Origin of the sequence: Deefgea chitinilytica, from assembly GCF_016881405.1 — a bacterium.
Lineage (GTDB): Bacteria > Pseudomonadota > Gammaproteobacteria > Burkholderiales > Chitinibacteraceae > Deefgea > Deefgea chitinilytica.
The window spans coordinates 45210-67145 of sequence record NZ_WOFE01000002.1; the positions used below are offsets into that span (position 1 = coordinate 45210).

Here is a 21936-nt window from a genome sequence, read left to right on the forward strand (position 1 = left end):
TTCATCCACTGCCGTTCATACAATTTAGCCACTCCCAGGGTGTGAGAGTGGCTAGTTTTCTTACAGTTCGTTGGCCTTCAGTTTCCTCATAGATTCACCCTGTAGTTGTAAGGAATGAGAGCGATGGACAATACGATCTAAGATTGCATCTGCGACGGTTGGGTCATTAAACAGGTCATACCATTTGCTTGTTGGGTACTGACTGGTAATGAGCAAAGCGCCTTGTAAGGTCTGCTGGTCAATAATATCCAACAACACAGGCCCAAGCGCAGTGTCCACGCCGCCAATGCCCAAATCATCCAAGATAAGAAGTCTTGTCTTGATTAGCAATCGCCGTAATTTAGGTAGAGAACCGTCGGCTTGGGCATGAGCAAGGTCTTCGTACAGTTGCGTCGCCGTGGTGTAGTAAACAGAAAACCCGTTTCGGCATGCTTGAAGCCCAAACGCGCACGCCATCCAGGATTTTCCAGTACCTGTCGCGCCCGTTAGAATCAAATTCTGGCGACGATCGATCCAACCACAATCAGATAAAGACATAATCAACGGCTGGTTTAATTTTCGGCTTGGTTGATAATCAATGTCCGCCAAGGTTGCACGGCCGTGGCGTAGCTTGGCCGACTTCAGAAACCGAGCAATTCGTCGATTATCACGGTCGCATACTTCTGCATCTGCCAGTAAACCAACACAATCTTCAAAACTGATGTTTTGACTTTCCGGTCGCTGAAACAGTTGTTCAAATGCGCGCGCCATGCCTGACAAGCCAAGTGTTTGCAACTTCTGCTGAGTTTGATTAATTAGCATGATGCAGCTCCTTGACCACTGTAATAATCTGCACCACGTAAATTGCTATGCTGAGTCACCCAATTTGTGTTTTCAATCGGTTGCCGCAAATCACTTTTATTGCGGATAATCGATTGCATACGCTCAAAAGTAAGCACGTTGATCGTCAATGCAAACGCAGCAGCAGATTCAAGCCGATCATGATTCTGTTCTTCACGAACCCATTGGCGCAATTTTTTGACGTTGCGCCAACCATTTGCGAAATTATTGCGCTGTTCTAGTGCCTTGGTGACCCACTCTTTGAACTTTGAACCGATTGTTTCTGCCCATTCTTTCAGAAGCGCGGGTTCATCCTCACTGAAGCGCAAGTGCTCAATAGGCATGTGCTCTTGCTTTGTTGATTGCCCTGCAGTTGTACGCAGAAGATGACTCGCAATGCGTTTATTACCCCGAAAAATTTCAATCGTATACTGAGTAGAGCGTACATCGACTAACTCTTGCCGAAATTGGAAAGGAACAGAGTAATAGCTGTCATCATGAAAAATATGGTAGTCATGTGGAACACGCTGATTGCATTTCCACTCAGCGAGCTCAAAGCGCTGTACAGGGAGCGGCATTAGCGCGGGCTGATCAAGTAACGCAAACTGTTCACGTCGGCTTTTTAAATAGGTCTTGCTGGTTTTATTATTGAGGAAGGTTATGCGGCGCATAATCTCAACATTCAATTCATCGATGCTAAAGAATACGCGGTTACGTAGAGGGGCAAGAACCCAGCGTTGAACAATTTGCACGCTCACTTCGGCCAACGATTTATCTTTTGGCTTACGGGGACGAGCAGGATTGATGATGACATCGTAATGTTCCCCCATGTCCGCATAAGCACGATTCAAAAAAACCTCTTTGGTCGTGTTTTTGATCACCGCCGACTTGAGATTGTCCGTCACGATTTGTTGCGGCACACCACCAAAGAATTCAAAGGCTTTGACGTGGCATTCAACCCAGTCAGGGATTTTTTGCGACGGCACTGCATGTGCGAATGTATAACCCGATGCCCCCAGCACGCCAACAAACACTTGAGCAAATGAGACCACACCCGTGTCAGGGTTGGTGATGGACATCGTTTTGCCGCAAAAATCGACAAAGAATTTATCGCCAGGGCGGTGGGTTTGACGCATGCTAATGCGCTGTTTTTTCTGCCATACGCGATAGCGGCGCGTGAATTGTGGATATGAAAGTGTATTGTCCAGCTCATTACTATAAGCCAGCCGGTATTCTTCCCACACTAAAGCCAGCGTGACATCCCGCGTTTGAAGTTGGGTTTTGACATTTTCCCAATCTGGCAAAATACGGTCACTTTTACCTACTTTTAATGTGCTATCCAGCTGACGAACGAAATTGGTATCGTCCAAGTCGCATAGCTGCAATGGATCTAAGCCGCTTTGTTCCAATTTCGTTCGGACGGTGCCAACGGTTGAGTGATGTAGCTTTAAACGTTGCGCAATATTGCGATTAGTTAGGGTGCGCGTGGCAATCAATTTCACAATTTCACGCTGCTGAGTAATAGAAATTCTCATGATTGATGTCCTTGATTACTGAGTTACACATGGTTGTTTTGTGCAAATCAGCCAGTTATCCAAAATTTTGGGCAACACAAGGCTCAGCGGCTTGACGCCGCTGAATATGGAACGGACAATTGAGGTGTCAGCATGCCTATGTTTGACAACTCTTCGGAGGGCTTGGGATCTCTAGTCCTAAGCCCTTCGTTCCTTCCATGACCTTGATCCAGCAAAACTTCCGATCAGTTCTAAGTCATGGTTTTTCTCCTTGGTTGTTATTTAGTATTTTGCAGCGACTCGGACGGGCTTTAAAAACGTATCGTTCAGGCCATAACTCGTGCACAGAAACATTCAACATCTCGGCAATGCATCGGGCAATCACGTAGCTAGTACCTCGACCGTGGATGACGTTATTGACTACACCAGGCGACACTTTTAACGCTGACGCTAACTTCGCCTGACTCCAGCCTAATCGCTTCAACTTATAGTTTATTTCAGCGGCATCACACAACGGCTGATCACAAACGCCTGTTAAATCTGATACTATTGAATTCATGATCGCTCATTGCTGATGTTATTAAACTCATTAGAGTATATTTGCATCCTTTGGCGTTCGTCAAGAGCAACAACAAAGAGGTTATATGCTGAATACCTTTGGTCAACGGTTGGCGCAGCTACTAACGGCTAGACAAATGACGCAAGGCGAATTTGCACGGGCGCTGGGAGCGTCCCCAGCATTCATTAGCGATATGATTCGCGGTGTTAAAAAGCCAGGCGCGGATTTTTTGAGTCGGCTAGCAGTGCAATTTCAAGTGAGTTTGGATTGGCTATTACTGGGACAGGGCACTTTGGAAGGCGCTTCAAGTATTGATGGGGAGTGGTTTCGAATTGTTGTGCTGCGTGTTGAACTGGCGCGGCTTGCTGCCCAAGGTCACGTAGAAGCATTACGGCTTGTTGATGAGTTAATGGGTAGGAGCACGCCGCAAATCCCAGTCACACCCGAGCGTGAAATGTTACTTGGACAACTAGCAAAAGCGAATGAAAAAAGTGCGCTCATTTCAGGGCTATATAACGGCTTCTTTACCCACCCAGACCCAACTATGCGAGCGCGTGAAGTACTTTCAGCGGCGCTGGTTCACTTTCAGTCAAACCATTCAGATCCTTTAGCTGCAATGGTGGCGGCACACACATCGACAAATAAAGAATAAAAAGCAGTTTTCAAAAGGACTAAGAATGCTAAAAACAATATTTTCACGTTTTAAAAAAAGTTGGCCAAAATCAGATCGATCTCCATTAGTTCATTTCGAAGTTAATATTTTTCAGCGAAAACAATGCGTTGGCTACAACGAGGAAGAGTTGTATTACTACTCACTCACGACGCCATCCATATTTAAAGAGCGATTTGGCTTTGAACTCAACGAAGATGAGCGTCGGCAGGTATTAGATTTGCAAGCGCAATTCAAACTCTGTGATTGGGAAGTTAAACTACTCAAACGAGCCGGTGACTTACGTCGGAATAAAAAGGGTGAATTCGGTCTAATTGCGGAGCGCTGGTCTTGGTGGTACGGCTGCACTTTAACGCTCTATACATCACTCAGCATTGCGGTGACAGCGTTGGGTATCGCTGTATCTGATAGACCCCCACTGATGAAACTTGCCGCTTTTTTATGTTTAATTGCAATTTATGCCCCCGCACTTTGGTTTAACTTCCGAATTATGATGCTCCCGTGGTTGATCCTATTACGGCGAGGCTGTCAGCCAGGGAAGTGGCATACCGTTCAAGCCTAACCCGCTTGCATTGCATGTAGGCGGGCATAGTAACCATTGCGTCGATTGACTAGCTCTTGATAATGATTTCAACTGCCTGTTATTGTCTATTTCAGGTTTTTAAGTTAGCCACCGCAATGTGAAACAAACCCCAGAAAAAATCTGGGGTTTGTTTTTTACGTCATAACTTTCAATGCGTTATTGGCAAACACCATCCTTAACCCAAAGACTCTGGGCAACGCTTGGATTCCAATTAGCCCCAACTGGTGGAGTATGCGTAATAATAGCTGTATACACTGCGCTGTTATACTTCACTGCATCCCCAGCCACAAAGGCAGTCCCCTCAGTCCAAGCTTTGCAACTTGGTACGACAGGTGCGCCGCAAACCCCACCGACTTGCCAGAGTGAAGGAGCATTGGCTGGACTCCACGATGCCGTGCTTAATGCTGTATGGCTTTGCAAGGTGGTATAAATTTTCCCACTAAAAGAAGTTACGTCGCCAATCTTGTAGGTTGCGCCTTCTTGCCATGCCTTACACTGTCCACCCAAAGAGAAGTCGCCAATCGCCAAAGTCGCAGTGACCTGACCGTTTACTACTTGATCCATGTCGAACAGCCCACCATCCTCAAGGGTAATTGCGATCTCGCCTTTACCAAAGGCTGCGTTGTTGAGTCCACTGGCTGGAATTTGCTGCCAAGGCTCATTTAATTTACCTTTTACTGGTGACCACAGCGATCCTGCAACTAAGCGCGATGGTAGCAAAATCGTCAAGCTCTTACCTGTGCCTTCGCTCAAGGTAAAGGTACTGGCACCCAGTAGTGGCGATGCAATATTGGCATTGGCTGGAATTGGCTTGTTATTGAAGTTGCTGAATACACTGCCATTATTGCCAACGAAAGATAGATAGAACGTATGGTCTGCACTCCAAGTCGACACGACGCGAGCTTGTTGGAAATCAGGTACACCGTCGCCATCGTTATCTAACAATGGATCGCCACCAGACAAGCCCTGTTCGGAGATGTCCGCCACTCCATCCCGATCAGTATCTTTGTGTACTGGTTCTTCGCTAGAAATCGAAGTGCGATTCTCATTTAGTCCGCTACCCGTCGTGATGGTGGCCGTTACCTGCAAGTCATCCGTCATCCCCAAAGGCAGCAGAATATCTGCATCAATATATGCAGTACCATTCTTGCTCAGCTTGACCGTGTTGCCGCTTGGGTAGCTGACAGTACCTGCAGAAGGTTGCACGTTCAACGCGACATCACCATCAACTAGGCTGCTGACCAGATAACGAATGACAGCATGCTGTCCTTCTGCGAATGGATTGTTCGCCCAAACCGTATCCAGTTTCAAGTTCTTACCGCCGTAAAGCTTCGGTAACATCCGTTGCACTTTATTACCTTTGCTATCGCTTCCAATAACCACCAGTTTGAAGGCAGTTTGTGGTACGGTGATTTTTCCCATATACAGGGCTGTCGTACCATCTTGTAGCGTTAGTGCCGCGCTTATCAATTCACGCCCACTAGCATCCATCAAAGCAATGCGGGGATTTAGCAACGGTTTACTCATCTCGACGCGCACAGTTTGCTCTCCGCCCAGCGGATCGCCAGCTAGATTGAACCAGCCCTCATGATCTGGTCGGCCAGACCACTCAACAAAATTACCCGTAATGACACGCTGTGGCGTATTTGTGGTGACATCCACAATAATAGGCATCGGCGTGCGCTCAGTAAGATCCACCTCCGCATACCATGTTCCCGGCTGTGGATTGTCAATGGCATAAATATTCGCGCTGGCTACACGACCTACAGCTCCCAGCGACTCAGTTGCTTCTCTGCCATCTGGTGCAATTAGGCGGAGAGTTTTGTAGGACATCGAACTAATGGTGGTTGTCATTCGACTAATAGATTCATCAATTTGCACGGGAACACGTTCCAGCGTCGAAGTAGGAGTTACCGTTGCATTAATGATACTCACCCCATCGCCCAATCCTGCCTGTAACAACGGATATATCGCTTCAGTTTCACGTTGATTATGGGAGGTTAGAATCACGCTGCCACCAGTTACGGCTGCAGTTGCATAGTATGCAGGGTCAATTGGCGAGCAAGAACCACTGGTGATGAAATGAATCTTGATCTCTTTAGCATTAGCCATGCTTTGAGCAACCGAGCTAGCCGATGAATCGCTTGAAGATGCATCTGTAAATACGTAAAGAGTGCTCTTGCGTCGTGCCTTTTTCAACGCATCAACTAAGCCAGAAAACGCCAGTTCAGGGCAATCGCCACCACCATAAATCGGAATACTAGCTGCCGCAGCACGGATTTGATCAGGGTTACCAACAACGGTTGGACCAAAGCCGGGATCATTAAACTGAGTTAGCAAAAACCGAGCGGCTTTATAGTTTTCTTTATTCTTAGTTTTGTACTCGTCAATGATACGAGTAATGTTGTTTACAACCCCTTGCTTGATCGACCCCATACTACCAGTGGTATCAACCACGAACCCAATTGGCTGCAAATTGACGTCAAAAAAGTCCATTAGCTTTTGGTCTTGCTCCTCGACATCAGGGAACGCTTTTCGGATTTCAGCGATCACCAATTCAAGATATTCCTTGGTAGCAGTTGTTGCTGCGGACTGTGCTGCTGGATGTAGGGCATTTTCACCATGGTGATCTTTGTTGATTCCAGAAACCAAATACTTCGTACCAAGGATTGTTTTGTTGAACCCATGATCACATTTATTGGCTGTCGCGCTGGATTTCTTAGCCGCTTCGGCTGGAGCTTCACCTGGTTTTTGTGGCTTATCAGTAGCAAAAACATGCAGCACACTAAAATAGCCAGAAGTTCGCTTACCTTTTGGCATTTCCTTGAGTAATTTCTTCAATAGCATTTTCGCTCATAACAATTTCAGAGCCATCGGACAATATTGTAGAAAGTTTCACGCCATCTTTGGTGATTCTTGCGTGCCCATATACAGCATCTCTTGGTTCAAATGCGTTCACAGGAATTGCAATCGAAAACATGCCACACATCGATAAAGCAAGAACGATATTTTTATATTTCATAATCCAACCTTATTATTTAGCGCAAAGTTCTTCGGCAGCTGATTCAACAGACCAACTTTGTTTTGATGCACATTTGTCGAATGATCCAGTTTGTGCGGCAGCACAAATTTCATTGCCTATATTTTTATCATCTATCCAGATCATTCCGAGCCGAGAATCTTGGCATTTAACGTGCAAGGTTTTAACTGACGTTCCTTTAATAGTATGATCACTAATTTCATTTGGTGCGGCATAACAAAACAATGGCACTGTTAACAACAACAAAAATTTTTTCATAACGATCCTTATTCACAAATTGGTGGGTTACTTTTTATAAAATTGATAAGATATGTGCATGCATTGCCATGAAACACCTCATCTTTATTTGCATATAACACTTTTCCCCCGTCGGGTACTTGAATATCAAATTCAACTTTCCCTAAGTGCAATGCATTTACCTCACATGCATTTGCTATGTACTCTATTGCGTCCGCATGACTACTTCTTGGAATATTCTTATATCCCGAAAATGTAAATTTATGAGCCATATGTCGAATACAAAAGTCACCTTTCTTATTAACGCTCATTAAGTCAGTAAGAAGATAATACTTAAGGGTGTAATCCCCTTTTTTTGGATGAATTTCAGTATATGGTTCTCCATTTTTTATATATTTACGTGGTGGAACTGTGGAACGAAAATCAATTCTTTTATTCGAGTCCTCATCACTTTCATATAGAATAGGCCATGGATTTATAAGTTCACTAGCGCCATTTGCACCGTGAAATTTAAATGGATAAGTTACGCTGAAATCTATTTCATACTCTATACCGAATGGCAACCCATCTTTTGTGTACAAATCTTTACGACGGACATTCGCTATTTTTGCACCATCAATATATTTTTTTGCCAGTTTTTCATTTCTTCCTGCAGCAATAAAGTCAACAATTCCAAATGACGATTGATCTGCAAAGGCGCTAGGACAAAGAAGAGCGACAAGCAGAGGTGAAAGCCAATAGACTATGCTCTTTTCTTGGGGGAGCGGAATCCACATACAAACCCCTATTAAATTTAATAAAAACCATTATGCGACCTTCTCCGCAACACTCATGGAGTAGCTCGTGACAAGGATAAGAAGCGCATTCATCAATACGGTGAGGCTTAAGCTTAAACTCGTGGCCAAAAGCTTTCAGAAGCTGTCTAAAATATTTTACAAATAGATGAGATATTGAAAGCACTTTCACAAAATTCAAATGTACGGGTAAATCCTTATTTGGTCAAATATTCTGACTATTTGTAAGGAAGTTGTTGCAGATTAACTAACTAAGGTTGGAGTGGTGGAGTTCGTGAGTCTAAGTGGATGCGTCGGATAAGAACGGGTGGCTAAATGGCTAAGAATACGCATTAAACTCAATCAGGTAATCGTGTGCGGAATAGAATTCGTTGTAGAGTCGTGTTGGCAATTTAGTTGCCTTAATATCGGCTGCGCGCGAACTTCGTATTGCTTCAACAGCCTGCATCGCATGCAGAACATCCGTCGCTGTCGCGACGGGTAAAGTTGATAGGCGAAATGTTCGACTACGGAGGTGAAGCTCTGTTCGGATGTTCTCTAACACGTCGTCGTTGGACAGCGCGAATGCCCCCGCTTCAGCCCGATGCATAGTGGCTGCCAGTCTGGACTCACGAGTAACACGAGGTTGTACGGTCACTGCCAAAGCCTTGCGTCTGTGCGATGCTGCCCGGAGTTTGAATGTTGCTGGGTCAAGTAAGCGGATTTCTGCCGAGGCGATGGCATCACCTAACCCCTCCAAGAAAGCCGTCTGCTGTTCCCCTGTCAAGTCTGCAACCATTGCGATAGCTTTACTGTAGTTGTGCCTAGACTGGCCACCACGAAGCAACATGGCTTGCTGCACAATGCTTGTGGCTCGACGAACATAGATATTCATAGCCTTGAGTAACTCGGGATGTTTGGTTGTGCAGGCTGCCTCAACCATCTCCTCGACACACTCCAACATCCAATCGAAAATGCTTTCGGCGTGATTATCAGGGTTTCCCCAAGGTGCGATGTCGCGTAGCTGTTGTTCAAAGGCATCAAACTTACCTTGGTCGATGCACCTGAGTTTATGAATAGCTTCCCGGATTGCCTGGCGATGCCGCTCGATGTTGTCGGCAGTCATCTGCTTCTTAAAGTCCTTTTCGAAACGGTTAAGGAACTCAATGAACTCTTCCCAAGGGGTTTGGGAAGCCTCGGACATCAAGCGACGCACCAATTCCTGAAAGTAATCCACGCCCTCCGACAAGTCGCTGATAACCTTCTCGGCATAGTCGTAAGCATCCACGAGGTCGTATGCATCAACGTTCCTCAATGCTGCCTCAAGAGAGTTGCGACAGCCACGAACGTTGCGTTGACGGCTACGGGTACGCAGACGACTCAAGGACCAGAGCGCTTCGGCGAACAATTTACCTGCACGGCTAAAACGGTATGCGGTGACAAGACCAACACGGTCACCAAATGTCTCCAACCAGCCGTCTTTCAGCAGCCCCCGAATCAAGACACCCGCAAGCTGTTGAACATCACCACTGTCGATAGTGGCTAGGTCATCCTCATCCGCAGCATCATCTTCGAATACATCAGTAGCGTGTTCTTGAATGGCGGGTATAAGAACATCGCGAAGATTGTCGCGATTCAGGCTCTGAGAATAATCAGCCCCTGGGCCGTGTAGACGTTCATACAGCGAACGAATACATGCAGCCACCAGCTCTCGGCGCTTACCGGTGAGCGGACGGAAAAAATTGTTTCGTTGGCTGTCGAAGAACATTTGACTGAAAACTAACTCAATGTAAGTTAGAAAACGTGCAGAACAAAAGTGTCGATACACCAATGTACTTAAGCAGTGCACACCAAGATTCATACTTAGCCGGGCTAACTCTAGGGGGTTAGTCAGTCGGCACAAACAACTCTTTCTATATTCAGCTGCAAGATAAGAAATCGGTTTACTCGCGATTATTGATTAATACCCGAAATGCATTACCGCATAAAAACTATACGCTTAAAATTACTATGGGTAAAGTTTTTATACGTATGCTACAGTTAGCACTATGAAACCGACAACGACCCAACTTCCCGATACCCGAAACGTCTCACGCTGGGGCCCTGAGAAACGGCTTGAATTCATTGACTTCAGATTGCGTTGGGATGGACGACTAAATCGAGGGGATATATCTGATTTTTTTGGTGTTTCGACACCGCAAGCTTCTTTAGACATTGCTCGTTATCTCGAGATAGCGCCAAACAATGCATCGTATGACCGGAGCGAACGAAGCTATTTGATAACAAACGAATTCCAACCAGTATTTTCATCAAGTCAGCCGCAGAAATTCCTAAGTGACCTGCTAGCCCATGCTTGCGGCACTTTTAATGAGGGCGATAGCTTTTTGGGGTGGATGCCCTCCGTTGCCGTGGCACCAGTTCCAGCTCGGAAGTTGAGTGCCGAAACACTAATTACATTATTGGGAGCAATGCGCCGAAGCAGTGCGCTTGAGATGACCTACCAATCGATGACGAGTCCCGCACCAAAAAAACGGCTCGTATCTCCTAAGGCGCTTGGACACGATGGACATCGATGGCATGTCCGAGTGTACTGCCATCTAGAAAATGGCTACCGCGACTTTGTTATCGCGCGAATTCTGTCCTTGGGAGCAGAGCAAATCGCACCGATTGCGCCACCAATAGACCATGATTGGGAGACAACCGTTACCTTAGTTCTGGCTCCAAATCCTGGATTGCCTGTAGCCCATCAGCGGGTCATCGAGCTCGACTATGGAATGGAAAACGGCGAGCTACATTTCGAGTGTCGACGCGCACTACTTTTGTATGTAGTCAGAAATTTGGGCTTAGATGAAAAAGAGGAAACAAAACCGCAGATTCAACAAATTATCCTGCTGAATCGCGAAGAAATTGCTCCCTTACTTCCGAAGCGCTGAGGACATACCCCTGAAATTTGCCTATCTAAGTGAGTCTCGTAACAAGAGGCAAAATTATGCCGACTAAGCTAATATTCTCGCTTTAAAGGCACAATATAGCCTCTTAATTGCGGAGAGAACTATCTATTCGTCATGGTAAGCAAAATGCAGATAATAAACAGAGCAACTTCTAGACTTCACACGCCTGAAGAGTTAGAGCAGCAGCTGGGCGAGAATTTGAAACGCTTGCGAATCAGCAAAAACTGGGAGCAGAAAGTCGTTGCTGAGCGAGCTGGCATCGGTCTGCGTACACTTAGAAATTTAGAGCTCGGGAATGGGTCATCACTGAATACACTCATCAAAGTGCTGCGGGTGCTGGGCCGTGAAGGTTGGCTTGCAACGATTGCGCCTGTCGCAACAATCGACCCGTTGATGCTGACCCGTGAGGCACAGCCAAGACAGAGGGCAAGCAAACCGCGCCAGAAAAAAACAACCTGAAATGTCATGAGCTTTAAATCGTGTCGAAAAATGTCGCACCAATCGACACATCTAAAAAACATGTTTAAAAATCGTCAAAAAATCGACACATGCCCACTAATGCAGCGATTTTTTGCCTTTACTACCCTGTGCCAGCAATTGCTCAATCAGCGCCTGCATCGCATCGCCTTCCTGAGGATTCATCAGCTGCGCATGCCCGAGCAGCATCTCAGCGCCTTGCCGTCGTTTGGCCTCTTGCACCGCTTGCCGAACAGCCGAGAGTTTTCCCGCATCAAAGCCCGCAAAATCGCGGAGCGTATTGCAAAGCAGCTCTTGAGCCGGGAAAAAATAACTGCCACCACGTACACTACGCGGCATCTGATTCATGTTTTCGTCAAACCCAGCAGCTTCTTCGCGATTGTCTGGCAAATGGCCAACCGCATCGAAGCCATACTTACATTGCCGCGCAACTTCATTGATATGCGTCTGAACGCTGCGGTCGCTCCCCGCGTGAAAGGCCAAACTGCGACACGCCTCTAGTAATTGGTCGACCATCTTGAAAGCGGCTTGCTCATCCAGCGCCTGTGCATCTTCCACCAGCCAGAACACATGATTAGCCAACCGCTCGAAGAACAGTTGCAACAACGATTCAGCATCGCCTTTTTTAATTCCCCAGAACACCATTGCAAAGCGGGTATCGGCCTGCATGGCGATAAAAACCAGTTTGCGGTCGATTTTGACGGCATGCAGTTGCCATACCCACGCAGTTTGCTCAATCGGGGCTGGCTTGGTCTCTACGAAAGACTCAATCACCCCCTTACGGGTCACGGTCAGCGCCTCAGCTGCATCTTTAGTGCATTGGAACAGCAGCATTTATCATTCTCATTGTCTAAGTCATTCACCAGCAGCTCGTCGGCAGCTCGGCCAAAAAACCACATATATTTCAAATTGGTACTCGTCTATCGCGCCAAATTAGTTGCGTTAAGCTGCCTCGGCAATTGTTGCATTACTTGGCTTCATCAGTTGAGCAATTAATTTTTTTGCGGCCTCTGCATCATCCAAATCAAAAGGCAGTACACGCAGGTTCATCTTTGCATCAAACTTAAAATCAGCAATCGGCTGTGATGCATCAAACTTGGCCCATGCCGGATAAATCAGCACCAGCTCGCCACTTCCACCCAAATACTTATGCCCATAGGCATAGAGCTGATAAAAATCCGCTTGGCTCAAGCCGTATTTATTGCTGCGGTCTGCCGCATCCAATAATTTCCACTTGGTATCCAGCACAATGGTTTGCCCAGCGTGATTCAGTAGCAAGTCTGGTTTTAATTGGAAAATACGTTCGCTACCGTGATTGCAAAGGTATTCAGACTGCACCTGACTGCGCAATGAAGCACCTTTGGGCAGCGCCATCCGCAACTGCTGCTCAACGTAGCTTTCAAATAGCTTTTCCATCGGAAACAGCATGCTAATGCCGCGATACTCCCCAGCCACCGCCAAGGGCATTTGCTGGTGCAAAATCAATTCACACCACGGCTTAATGCCTTGATAGTGGGCCATCAACCTATCATTGCGCCAGAGCCGGAAATCCTGCTCAACATCACGACTGGCCGGTAAATCATGCAACAGCCCCATCAACTCATGCGCAAGCCGCCAGTTTTCAGCCTGTTGCGCAGTGCGAGCCACCAGCGCTAGTGCCGATTTCAATAAGCGATTTTCAGGTCGGTCGGGCAAAAACACATCGTGGCGAATCTGGAAAAAATGCGCGCGCCCCGGCGGTTGGCGCATCTGTTTCACCACATCGAGCTGCCCGCGCAAATAGCGCTGCTCTTCCTCAATGCGCAGATAATCAAAGCGCAGACCACGCTTAAACAGATAATCAAGCTCGGATAAAAACTGCTGCATCACCCATTCAGCCAGTGGCGCATCGTAAAGCTCTAAACTGGCCACCTCGGTCTGCCGAGCTGACATTTGCAACGCTGAGCTAATCAGCTTTTGCATCAAGCGACGCGCCTCAAGCACGCAATCGCCTTCGTTTCGATGCTTGGGCAGGACTTCAATCACCTGCCCACATGGGCTTTCCAGTACGCCAACAAAGTTATCCAGTTTCAGCCAGCGTCGACCATCGACTTGCAGCAACGATGCGCCCGAGGCACGAAAACGCCCAGCCAGCTCGCATAGCCAGTCAAAAGCGGTTTCGCTCACTTGGGCCTCATCAAGCGTTGGATGGGGCACCTCACTGGTTGTTAGCCGCGCATATTCGCGCACGATAATCGGAGCCTGCATCAAGCCAGCCCCAGTTCATCCGCTGTTGCTTCAGCTCTGCCAATACCACGGAAAGCCTCGATGGACTCGAAGGCCTTACGATTCACCCTCCATCGTGGTATTGGGCGCAATTTATCCGGTACATTGGTAAAAAGCTGGCTCACGTTCAGTTCTTTATCTTCGACGATAAATGCCCCATCACCCTTGTTCTGGTCGTTTAGCACCCAGCGGATACGCTCCCAATCCTCAAAGAAACACTCTTGCAGCAGCGGGATAATATTTTGTTCGAAAATCTCCGCCAGCTTCGCCAAGGTATTACCACCCTCAGCCGCCAACGGCATAAAGTAGGCATGGCCTAAGCAATGGTCGCGGTCGAGTAGCACGGCAATACGCTGATTCATCACACGCAGCATCGCGCCAATATCAATGCCCTCCACCAATATGCCATCCAGTAGCACGGGCTTTGGTGGCATTTCTTTGAAGGTAAAACGGCGGCGCAATGCAATATCCAATCCTGCCAACGAACGGTCGGCGGTATTCATGGTGCCAATGAGGTAAACATTATTTGGTACGCTAAATGGTTCTTTGGAATACGGCAGAATCACTGATAGCTCTTCATCAGCACCAGCGCGTTTGCTTGGCTCAATCAGCGTAATCAGCTCACCAAAGATACGCGAAATATTGCCTCGGTTAATTTCATCAATAATCAACACATATGGCAAATGGGCTGCTGCGCTCGAAATTTCTGCACCAACTTCGGTTTTGGCTCCGCTTTTCAAAATTGCATCTAGCAAAATTGGCCACTTGAAACGATGCAGTTCGTAAACCGTTTTTTGGGTAAAAATCTTGCCATCGTTCAATGCACGCGCGGGTAAGGCGAGGTCTTTGTAGAGCCAATCTACCCCAATCGCATGGGGGTAGTGATTATCTGCCACCTCGGGCAACTCAGCGTAAAAATACGGCTCGGTGACTACACCAATAGCACCAATCGCATCCTGACCATTGATGCTCACAATGACATCACCCACTGCAATTTCTTTGGCAAAGGCCATTGCTGTATTTCGGTCATTGCTGCCCAGCGAATCAAGATACTGGCGGCCATGCTCATCCAATTTGCGCATATCACCCAATTCAGACCAGCCGATACGTGCTTGACCATGTCGCAAGCAATAGTCTTTCAGCGGAGAATTGCCCGTGCCACCTATTGATACTTTCCAGATGCGCGCATCGTCAGACACATTGATAGTCGAGCGTCCTGCTACCTCGATATGGCTGGCATCGCGTGCGAGCTGTTTCAGCACCCCGTTTTCAACTTTGTAACGTAAGTGCCCACTATCATCAGGCTCAGCGCGCAGCCCTTCGACGAAATCTTCGTAGCTAAAACTCTGGTGGAAAGTCACAAAACGAATCCGCTTCTCTTCCACTAATTCATCAAAACGGCACTTTAATTTTGTACGCGATTCTGGCTCTGAATTGGCCAGCAGAAAATCAGGCTCAAGAATTCGCAGCGCTTCGTTAATCGTGTGATAGGTTTTGCCGGTACCCGGCGGCCCGAAGAGAATCTGATTCAAGGGGGAAGTAGTCTGCTCACTCTGGTTCATTGCAACCTCGGTATTGTCTTGGGGCGTCAGTACAAGCTGCTCGTTAGCACGGACAAAGCGCAGGCGATATGACCCATCATCCAGTAAAGAGATAATCGCCCGGTCATTTTCAACCAGCTGTTCAGTGGCAAACAGGCTGTTAAAGCGCTTTTGCAGACGCTTTCTGTTGCGGAGTACCTGCGTTTGCACTGCACTACCATCTGGCAGATGTAGGGTCAGTAGTTTGGAGGCGGGCTTATCTTCCTCACCCAAATACTCTTCGCCAAAAACTTGCTGTGTTTTCGGAATGGCCAAATAACCGTTACGAATAGCGCCATCGGTAAGCGTAATCACCAAATGCCCGCGCATGTGTTCATAATCATCGGGCCAATAGGCAGCGCGGTTCACTAACTTGCTTAAACGGGGGTCACTGCCCAAGCGCTCTACCAGAGTTGAAGCAGCCTCAGCACTCAATGGTAGCCAAGTCACATCTTCTCCGGTATTGAGGCGATAGACTAAGCCCTGATGTGCCAGCTTCATTTCCAGCACCACGGCACTGGCCCATATCATCGGGTGCTCAGTTCGCCCAGCTCGAATTTCCCCATTTCCAACAATCCACCAATCCGCACTGCATTGATGCAAATCCTCAGCCAGCGCGCAGAACAACGCCGTTTGTCCATGCTCATTCAGCTGCTTGGCAAGTTCTGGTACGGAAGCAAAGTGCGCCAGCACAGACTCATAACCGGCCTCAAGGCTCACAACATAATCACGCCAGTGGCGCAGCGCATTACTGGCCGCCCAATTGCCATACTTGCCATGCTCTTCATCTGCACCGCCTTGGATGTAGCGCGCCAGCAAGGCATTGAGCTGCTGAACGTCCGTTAGAGCAAAGAGGTCTTGCCCACAATGGCTCGACAAATGGTTCAAGCCCGAGCAATAGCTGTTAATTGTGTTGTCGGCCAACTTTTGCTGCTGCGCGAGATAAGTGCGAAACCCGTCCTTAGATGCAAGGCTCATGCGCAGGACTCCATAATCCATACTTTGAACTGCCAGCATCCACCGGAGAATTGTCTGGGCAAACCGTTATCCGATTGAATGTGTTCAAACGACATCAGCGACAACCTCCTCAGCAACAGGATTATTCCAACTTCCAGCACTTCTGGAGTCAAAAAAGACAATATTCTGAATACCAAGCTGATTTAGCTGTTGCTCTATGTTCTGGGCAATTTGCATATGCAGCTCTTCACCGGTGTAAACAGATACAGCTACGCGAGCAGGCGCAGCACGCTTAATTTGGTCGAGGATGTGCTGTTCTTGCTCACCCATTCTCCAGCCATAAATTACCAATGAGTCACCAATATCAGTGACTGCATTGAAGTAAATATCAGATAAGTAGCTAGAGGAGCGAATCGCATCGCGTTTTTGTGGGCTTGTACCTTCGCTAACAAAAATCGGAATTACATCGTCACGCTGCCATTCAGCAATAATCCCTTCCAGCAAAGTCGCTCCATCATTCGCGTGAACTTTTCGCTCAAGCTGAGAAGGTGTTCGAACTAAAGCGAGGTTCCCATGTGGATAAAAGAACATCGTTACTGTTTGGTTTGCCCTCAGAGGTTGGCGCAACCTTGGCCAATCGTCGTCGAGTACACCACCAATCAACCCATCTTTAAAACGATGATTTCCATCTAACTCATTATTTCCAAGCATTGCCGCCCAATACACAATCAAATCATAATTGAGCGACAGTACGGTTTTGAAGCGCTTCATGAATTGATAAATTGGCGTGAGCTGGCCTAGAACTTCATCGCGTGTAACATGCGTCGCTTGAACCGTTTTTATCAGCGCTAACCGTACTTGCGCATAAGCTTCTTCAACTGCGCCAGCCTCAACCCCCAGGGCCTCATTCACTAGTTTTGCCTGCCAGAGCTTGCGAAGGACATACTCAAAATCTGTGGAATTACTAAAGCGGGCAAAAATTTCCTGCACTGGCTGCGTCAGACTACCTGCATCTCTTGCTGCAGCAAACAAGGATGAATAGTTAAAACGGCCATCGACAGCAATACTCGCGCCATTACCTAGCAATAAGCTATCAGTAAACTGTTCCTTAATATCATGCCATTGGCGAATTTCAATCGGCATCACACAACCTCCACCAGCGCTGCTTCGGATTGGCGGAGCTGACGGAGATGAGGCGTGGCAGCGTGGTTTCGGCAGCGACCCTGAGATTTTTTTTGATGTCTTGGAGCATTATTATTGGTGTTGTCATCTGAAAGAGGTTTGTCAGATTATACGTAGATTATCAAATACCCAGCTCATCCTTGTTGAGAAATACCTATCCAAGCAACTCAATATTTCAATATTTTTCCAGAGTCTGCATTGGCACTTAGCGCGCCACCAAAGACAATGGTTTTGATATGTATGGCATGAATAGCGCAAGATTTAAACCAACATGCCAGCGCGAATTTGTATCAAAAAAAGCGGGGATTAGAGTACGCACCCGCGAAAGTAGCCTAGGGGTGCGTAGTGCTGTAAGTGTACGCAATTAAAGAACTGCCAACGAAACAGTAATTTAGAACCTGGGCAAGATGGCGGCCCCTCAGCGGGCTGTTTTTTACAATCGGCTATGAATGCAACAAAACTAATACCTTCACATTATTTCGTGCGGTGTCGTCTCCTCATTCATTCTTATGCAAAAAGTAATTCTTTCAAGTGCTCCATCAATCATGCGATATGTCTAGCCTATACTTTATGCGAGCCTTGTTATTAAGGTGCGCCGCATGATTGGTCGGTTTGAAAACGGCAGCATTCATGGGAAACCTCAGACTGTGGGATAGTCTTTAGAACTGAGGCAGAGTGGCGAAGCTAGCGCTCTGAGACGAAAGGCTCGCGGGTGAACGCCGGCTCGGAGTGGCATGACCGAGTGGGTGAGCTGAAGGCCTCTAATCAAGTGATTGGGAAGGCTGGGCTCATCCTCTCAAAATAGCATGTATGAGCATATGCTCAGGTTTTCAAACTTGAGCGTATTAAACAAGCAGGATAATCCATCTGTTTTTTGGATTATCCAAATAAAAATTATTTTTATAAAATGCAATAAAGGAAAAATTCGCACTAGCGAAAGATGATATGAGTTCTAGCACAATCAGTAACTATCGCGTATCTGCCGACTTAATCAAAGCTTCAAGAGATGCAGTCTTAAATATGACTGGTAAACGACTAAATCTTTTAGCAGACTATGCCGAGCTTGATTTGTGTGCACGTTTCAATATGGAGCTGTGCCTAAAAACGAATAATCCCGGTTACGATGCGGTCGACAGCAGTGGAAAATGCGTACAAATAAAGGCTCGAGCCCAAGGCAAGTCCACAAAGCCCCATACAATCAATAGCACACCTGACCATCAAGAATTCGATTACTACTTATTTGCGTTTTATGACAACGAGTACAACCTGGTAGAGGTATGGAAAATGGCACGTGATAAACAATCTGAAGTTTTTCCTGATGGAGCAAAACATGGGAATAGAAACCGAATGGAACAGGTTTCAGAGTGTTTATTTAGCATCAGCAGCCCTACACATTGAAAAAGCCCGCGTTTGCGGGCTTTTTCATTCGTACTATTCTTGACTCTTCTGGATGTTGGCAAACATAACTTCTGCTGCCTCGAGCGCTTGTTTGTTCAGTTCCTCCTCAATACTCGGCATGTAAACGCCCTCGTCGCCTGCAACATAAAGTGCGCCGCCGTAGTCATCATCATATTCTTGACCATCGTACATGCCACCATCGTGATAGGCTCTAAGCGTAGACTCAGTAAAATCTGTACCAAGCAGCAACGCTAAATGGTGCCAAGTCCAAGCTTCTTGGTGGTTCGCGTCAAGCTCACGCTCAATTAAAGCCCGGATTGCCGCCAAATCACCCAGCTCCCCAAGTCTTTTTAAGGCCCAATATTCACCTGACTCAGCCAGCTCTTCAAGAGCATCATAAGAGCCTTCTTCAGCCGCTTTTTTGAGCCAAACTTGGCTTGATTCGTAAAACCCTAAGCTGGCGGCAACTTCTGACATTCGCAATGCGTTTATGTCGCCATCCATCTTCTCTGCAAGAATATAAAACTCGTCGTCATCAAATGTTGTTGCATATTCAAGTGCAGCCGCACGGCAACCATTCAGTGCAGCAACTTTCAAATGATGCTGATATTTTTCGTAAATTGGTTTTTGCACCAAGTATTCATCAACCCATTGGCGCTCTATAGATGTAAGTTTTCTACCCCGCAATGACTCTTCATACAAGTAGCTAGTAGGCTCGGGAATACGATAGATGATTGCCAGCGCATAATTGGCATCAGGATGACTCTGCGACGCTAATTGTTGCAAACTCTCCATCAAAATTGGTGAATTAGCAAAATCAATGTCGGTATCGACTTCTACTTGGGCGTCTTCCTCATCAATATCGTCATAGAAGTCATCATCTTCATACTCGTCGTAATATGGGTCTCTAGATTTCTCAGCCTTAGGAGGGGCAAGCAGAGCAAGCAAATCTCGTATTTTAATAAACGTGATGCTGCACTCGGCTAGTTTGTCGGCAAAGCACTTTGCAACGTTAGATGCGTGCTCACCTGGATAACCTAGTTGAATAACTCGGCCAACGAGGTCAGCAGTATTGTTATTTGCAGCACTGCCAATTTTCGAGTCCACAAAAATAGCTTCGGAGCTAAAAGCAGCAAATGATTTGTAACCGAACGAAGCAGAAATCAGCTCATAGATATGAGCACGTTTGAACTGGGAACTTGTGGTGGTTTGGATGTGTTGCTGGGTAGTGAATGCAAACTCTTTGATAGTCATAGTTACTTCCTAAAATAAGCCCCGTCGATTCGAGTTAAGGCACACGTTTAAGACCTCGACGATGAGGCTCCAAAAGGAGAGTAATTTATGCAAATAGGATGCAGATAGAATTTGGTAATGCAGGCCGTTTTTTACTCGTGTGCAAGTAGGGTGGGCACCAGAGCAAAATTTACTCTATCGACATGAAGGAAGTCAAGATGCGTGAACTTCACGTCCAGGCTTACGCGCAGTGATGAGTCTGATTAGGATTTGGGTTCAACTCCTTCTGCGCTGGACGTGAATGAGGGCTCAAGTGCCTTTTTATGACAAAAAGTCCGCTTAAAATATGACCATATTTTAATGACACTTTATGCTTTATTTTTTATCGTTCTGCCACTTTATGCTTTATTGCCTATCACATCCCATGCCGTCCTGCCCAATACCATTGTTTTAGGGATACGTTTAGGGGTACATTATGCAAATACCCCAAAATAAACAACTTATCCAGCCGCCCCATCGACCCTCGCCTGCCAATACATCGGCAAATACACACGGCTCCACGCGAATAAAGCCAGCAAAGCCAACAGTACAGCCAGCGCATACGCGGCAGCCTGATTCACCGGCAAGACCTCACCCAGCACGCGCGCTAATGCCACGCCGTGCATAGCCCAATAACAAGTCCACACCATGCCGCCCGCAATCAAAGGGCGCCCCGAATGCCCCAGCGTCACGCGTGTCACAAACGCCAGCAACATGCAGCAGAAAAAACCCAAGGTCAGCGCGTGCAGCGGTGCAAAGCCTAAACCATGGTGGCCAAATAGCTTGAGCGCCTCGCTCATCGTAGCAAGCAACATCGCCACGCCCGCCCACGCAAAAGCGGCGTGCAACATTGCCAGCAGTTTGACTCTAAATGATTGATGCAAATCCCAACGCCAGGTTGTATACAGTAAAACACCCGCCATAATGGCATCAACCAAAACCGTATTGATCTGCAAGCCAATCAATACAATGCGCAACAATGAACACCCCACTAATGTATATAGCCACCAGCTTGGCCGCCACGGGCGATATGGCTGCAGTACACTGCCGGAGAAAAACGGAATCATTCGGTGACTCACCGCCAAAAATACCGGCAATAGCAAGCCCCAAACGCCAATCTGCACCGACCACAACCACGCCATTGTATTTCCCGTTACCGCCCAAAGCAGCGCAAGGAGCATGCCAATCCATCCCAGCGCAAACGCCAAGGCGATCAATCGCGCATGCAATTGATCTTTCACATGGCTGTGCTTGATCGCCAGCAACCAAACGCAAAGCGCTGCCAGCCAAGCCACCGCCTGTACACTCACACCCAACATCAACATTGATGTATTAAATGCTGAAGCAATGACAGCAATACCGCCAAGTAAATACCCTAGCATAATTGGCAAATATCGATGCAGCCTAGGGCTAGGCACACTCAGCCAGCGCGGCCCAGCGGTGTAAATAAACCCCAGCATAAACAGCGGGAAAAAGCAGTACGTCATGCTGTAGCCATGCAAAAACATCGGCAGCACCGCACTAGGCAACACCACACCTTGCCAGCGCCCCAGCATGTGCGCTCCCCACCAAATAAAGCACAATAACAGCAACCCGCTCCCGGCCAAAAAGCCCAGTCGATGCGGTGCGGCAATGCTTTGTTTTAACGCTGTTTTCATA

At 47.2% G+C, this 21936-nt stretch carries 19 protein-coding genes; 5 read left to right on the top strand and 14 right to left on the bottom strand.

The window, feature by feature from the left end; all coding sequences use genetic code 11:
* Positions 1-60 precede the first annotated feature (60 nt).
* The 3 genes from istB to GM173_RS05845 all read right to left on the bottom strand — a co-directional run bounded on the left by istB (position 61) and on the right by GM173_RS05845 (position 2892).
* Positions 61-801 (bottom strand): IS21-like element helper ATPase IstB, encoded by a 741-nt coding sequence (istB, locus tag GM173_RS05835; RefSeq protein WP_203570431.1) that lies wholly within the window; start codon positions 799-801, stop codon positions 61-63.
* A complete protein-coding gene (gene istA, locus GM173_RS05840; protein ID WP_203570432.1) occupies positions 795-2354 on the bottom strand; it encodes an IS21 family transposase in 1560 nt (519 codons plus the stop codon). The genes istB and istA overlap by 7 nt, the downstream gene beginning before the upstream one ends.
* Before the next feature lie 235 nt (positions 2355-2589).
* On the bottom strand, positions 2590-2892 hold the full coding sequence (locus GM173_RS05845) for a helix-turn-helix domain-containing protein (RefSeq protein ID WP_203570433.1): 303 nt from the start codon (positions 2890-2892) through the stop codon (positions 2590-2592).
* Between the two features lie 85 nt (positions 2893-2977).
* Here GM173_RS05845 and GM173_RS05850 point away from each other — a divergent pair, with 85 nt between their 5' ends.
* Both GM173_RS05850 and GM173_RS05855 read left to right on the top strand, forming a co-directional pair.
* Positions 2978-3544 (top strand): helix-turn-helix domain-containing protein, encoded by a 567-nt coding sequence (locus GM173_RS05850; RefSeq protein ID WP_203570434.1) that lies wholly within the window; start codon positions 2978-2980, stop codon positions 3542-3544.
* 25 nt (positions 3545-3569) lie between these two features.
* Positions 3570-4124, top strand: a complete 555-nt coding sequence (locus GM173_RS05855; protein WP_203570435.1) for a hypothetical protein — start codon at positions 3570-3572, stop codon at positions 4122-4124.
* A 177-nt stretch (positions 4125-4301) separates the two neighbouring features.
* On the opposite strand, the gene GM173_RS05860 is transcribed toward GM173_RS05855, so the two are convergent.
* From GM173_RS05860 to GM173_RS05880, 5 genes are all read right to left on the bottom strand, one after another.
* Entirely contained in the window at positions 4302-6992 is a 2691-nt protein-coding gene (locus GM173_RS05860; protein WP_203570436.1) for a carbohydrate-binding protein, read from the bottom strand.
* Complete coding sequence (locus GM173_RS05865) at positions 6952-7167, bottom strand: hypothetical protein (RefSeq protein ID WP_203570437.1); 216 nt, start codon at positions 7165-7167, stop codon at positions 6952-6954. The genes GM173_RS05860 and GM173_RS05865 overlap by 41 nt, the downstream gene beginning before the upstream one ends.
* Positions 7168-7179: 12 nt before the next feature.
* Positions 7180-7443 carry a hypothetical protein gene (locus GM173_RS05870; RefSeq protein WP_203570438.1) on the bottom strand — a complete coding sequence of 88 codons (264 nt, stop codon included), beginning with the start codon at positions 7441-7443 and terminating at the stop codon, positions 7180-7182.
* Positions 7444-7451: 8 nt separating this feature from the next.
* Positions 7452-8198 carry a hypothetical protein gene (locus tag GM173_RS05875; protein ID WP_203570439.1) on the bottom strand — a complete coding sequence of 249 codons (747 nt, stop codon included), beginning with the start codon at positions 8196-8198 and terminating at the stop codon, positions 7452-7454.
* 337 nt (positions 8199-8535) lie between these two features.
* Entirely contained in the window at positions 8536-9963 is a 1428-nt protein-coding gene (locus GM173_RS05880) for a Wadjet anti-phage system protein JetA family protein (RefSeq protein WP_203570440.1), read from the bottom strand.
* A 280-nt stretch (positions 9964-10243) separates the two neighbouring features.
* Between GM173_RS05880 and GM173_RS05885 the strand changes: the two genes are divergently transcribed.
* Both GM173_RS05885 and GM173_RS05890 read left to right on the top strand, forming a co-directional pair.
* Positions 10244-11128 (top strand): BrxR family transcriptional regulator, encoded by an 885-nt coding sequence (locus tag GM173_RS05885; protein ID WP_203570441.1) that lies wholly within the window; start codon positions 10244-10246, stop codon positions 11126-11128.
* Between the two features lie 144 nt (positions 11129-11272).
* Positions 11273-11605 carry a helix-turn-helix domain-containing protein gene (locus GM173_RS05890; RefSeq protein WP_203570442.1) on the top strand — a complete coding sequence of 111 codons (333 nt, stop codon included), beginning with the start codon at positions 11273-11275 and terminating at the stop codon, positions 11603-11605.
* A gap of 96 nt (positions 11606-11701) precedes the next feature.
* Here the strand turns inward: GM173_RS05890 and GM173_RS05895 are convergent, their stop codons facing one another.
* From GM173_RS05895 to GM173_RS05910, 4 genes are all read right to left on the bottom strand, one after another.
* The gene (locus GM173_RS05895; RefSeq protein WP_203570443.1) at positions 11702-12457 is read right to left on the bottom strand and encodes a DUF6933 domain-containing protein; all 756 of its coding nucleotides are present in this window, start codon (positions 12455-12457) and stop codon (positions 11702-11704) included.
* Positions 12458-12565: 108 nt separating this feature from the next.
* Positions 12566-13870 (bottom strand): McrC family protein, encoded by a 1305-nt coding sequence (locus tag GM173_RS05900; protein ID WP_203570444.1) that lies wholly within the window; start codon positions 13868-13870, stop codon positions 12566-12568.
* Positions 13870-16446 carry a DUF8426 domain-containing protein gene (locus GM173_RS15935; RefSeq protein WP_239078402.1) on the bottom strand — a complete coding sequence of 859 codons (2577 nt, stop codon included), beginning with the start codon at positions 16444-16446 and terminating at the stop codon, positions 13870-13872. The genes GM173_RS05900 and GM173_RS15935 overlap by 1 nt, the downstream gene beginning before the upstream one ends.
* A gap of 84 nt (positions 16447-16530) precedes the next feature.
* Positions 16531-17568 carry a DUF4917 family protein gene (locus GM173_RS05910; RefSeq protein WP_203570445.1) on the bottom strand — a complete coding sequence of 346 codons (1038 nt, stop codon included), beginning with the start codon at positions 17566-17568 and terminating at the stop codon, positions 16531-16533.
* A 984-nt stretch (positions 17569-18552) separates the two neighbouring features.
* Between GM173_RS05910 and GM173_RS05915 the strand changes: the two genes are divergently transcribed.
* Positions 18553-19005, top strand: a complete 453-nt coding sequence (locus GM173_RS05915) for a DUF6998 domain-containing protein (protein ID WP_203570446.1) — start codon at positions 18553-18555, stop codon at positions 19003-19005.
* Positions 19006-19038: 33 nt separating this feature from the next.
* Here the strand turns inward: GM173_RS05915 and GM173_RS05920 are convergent, their stop codons facing one another.
* Positions 19039-20259, bottom strand: coding sequence for a hypothetical protein (locus GM173_RS05920; protein ID WP_203570447.1), 1221 nt, complete (start codon positions 20257-20259; stop codon positions 19039-19041).
* 479 nt (positions 20260-20738) lie between these two features.
* Entirely contained in the window at positions 20739-21935 is a 1197-nt protein-coding gene (locus GM173_RS05925) for an NnrS family protein (protein ID WP_203570448.1), read from the bottom strand.
* Position 21936 lies beyond the last annotated feature (1 nt).

Coding starts and splice junctions, on each gene's coding strand:
- GM173_RS05910 (WP_203570445.1), bottom strand. CDS start 17,568: ATGCCGATTGAAATTCGCCAATGGCATGATATTAAGGAACAGTTTACT.
- GM173_RS05850 (WP_203570434.1), top strand. CDS start 2,978: ATGCTGAATACCTTTGGTCAACGGTTGGCGCAGCTACTAACGGCTAGA.
- GM173_RS15935 (WP_239078402.1), bottom strand. CDS start 16,446: ATGAGCCTTGCATCTAAGGACGGGTTTCGCACTTATCTCGCGCAGCAG.
- GM173_RS05875 (WP_203570439.1), bottom strand. CDS start 8,198: ATGTGGATTCCGCTCCCCCAAGAAAAGAGCATAGTCTATTGGCTTTCA.
- GM173_RS05895 (WP_203570443.1), bottom strand. CDS start 12,457: ATGCTGCTGTTCCAATGCACTAAAGATGCAGCTGAGGCGCTGACCGTG.
- GM173_RS05870 (WP_203570438.1), bottom strand. CDS start 7,443: ATGAAAAAATTTTTGTTGTTGTTAACAGTGCCATTGTTTTGTTATGCC.
- GM173_RS05915 (WP_203570446.1), top strand. CDS start 18,553: ATGAGTTCTAGCACAATCAGTAACTATCGCGTATCTGCCGACTTAATC.
- GM173_RS05855 (WP_203570435.1), top strand. CDS start 3,570: ATGCTAAAAACAATATTTTCACGTTTTAAAAAAAGTTGGCCAAAATCA.
- GM173_RS05885 (WP_203570441.1), top strand. CDS start 10,244: ATGAAACCGACAACGACCCAACTTCCCGATACCCGAAACGTCTCACGC.
- GM173_RS05845 (WP_203570433.1), bottom strand. CDS start 2,892: ATGAATTCAATAGTATCAGATTTAACAGGCGTTTGTGATCAGCCGTTG.
- GM173_RS05865 (WP_203570437.1), bottom strand. CDS start 7,167: ATGAAATATAAAAATATCGTTCTTGCTTTATCGATGTGTGGCATGTTT.
- istA (WP_203570432.1), bottom strand. CDS start 2,354: ATGAGAATTTCTATTACTCAGCAGCGTGAAATTGTGAAATTGATTGCC.
- GM173_RS05900 (WP_203570444.1), bottom strand. CDS start 13,870: ATGCAGGCTCCGATTATCGTGCGCGAATATGCGCGGCTAACAACCAGT.
- GM173_RS05890 (WP_203570442.1), top strand. CDS start 11,273: ATGCAGATAATAAACAGAGCAACTTCTAGACTTCACACGCCTGAAGAG.
- GM173_RS05880 (WP_203570440.1), bottom strand. CDS start 9,963: ATGTTCTTCGACAGCCAACGAAACAATTTTTTCCGTCCGCTCACCGGT.
- GM173_RS05925 (WP_203570448.1), bottom strand. CDS start 21,935: ATGAAAACAGCGTTAAAACAAAGCATTGCCGCACCGCATCGACTGGGC.
- GM173_RS05920 (WP_203570447.1), bottom strand. CDS start 20,259: ATGACTATCAAAGAGTTTGCATTCACTACCCAGCAACACATCCAAACC.
- GM173_RS05860 (WP_203570436.1), bottom strand. CDS start 6,992: ATGCTATTGAAGAAATTACTCAAGGAAATGCCAAAAGGTAAGCGAACT.
- istB (WP_203570431.1), bottom strand. CDS start 801: ATGCTAATTAATCAAACTCAGCAGAAGTTGCAAACACTTGGCTTGTCA.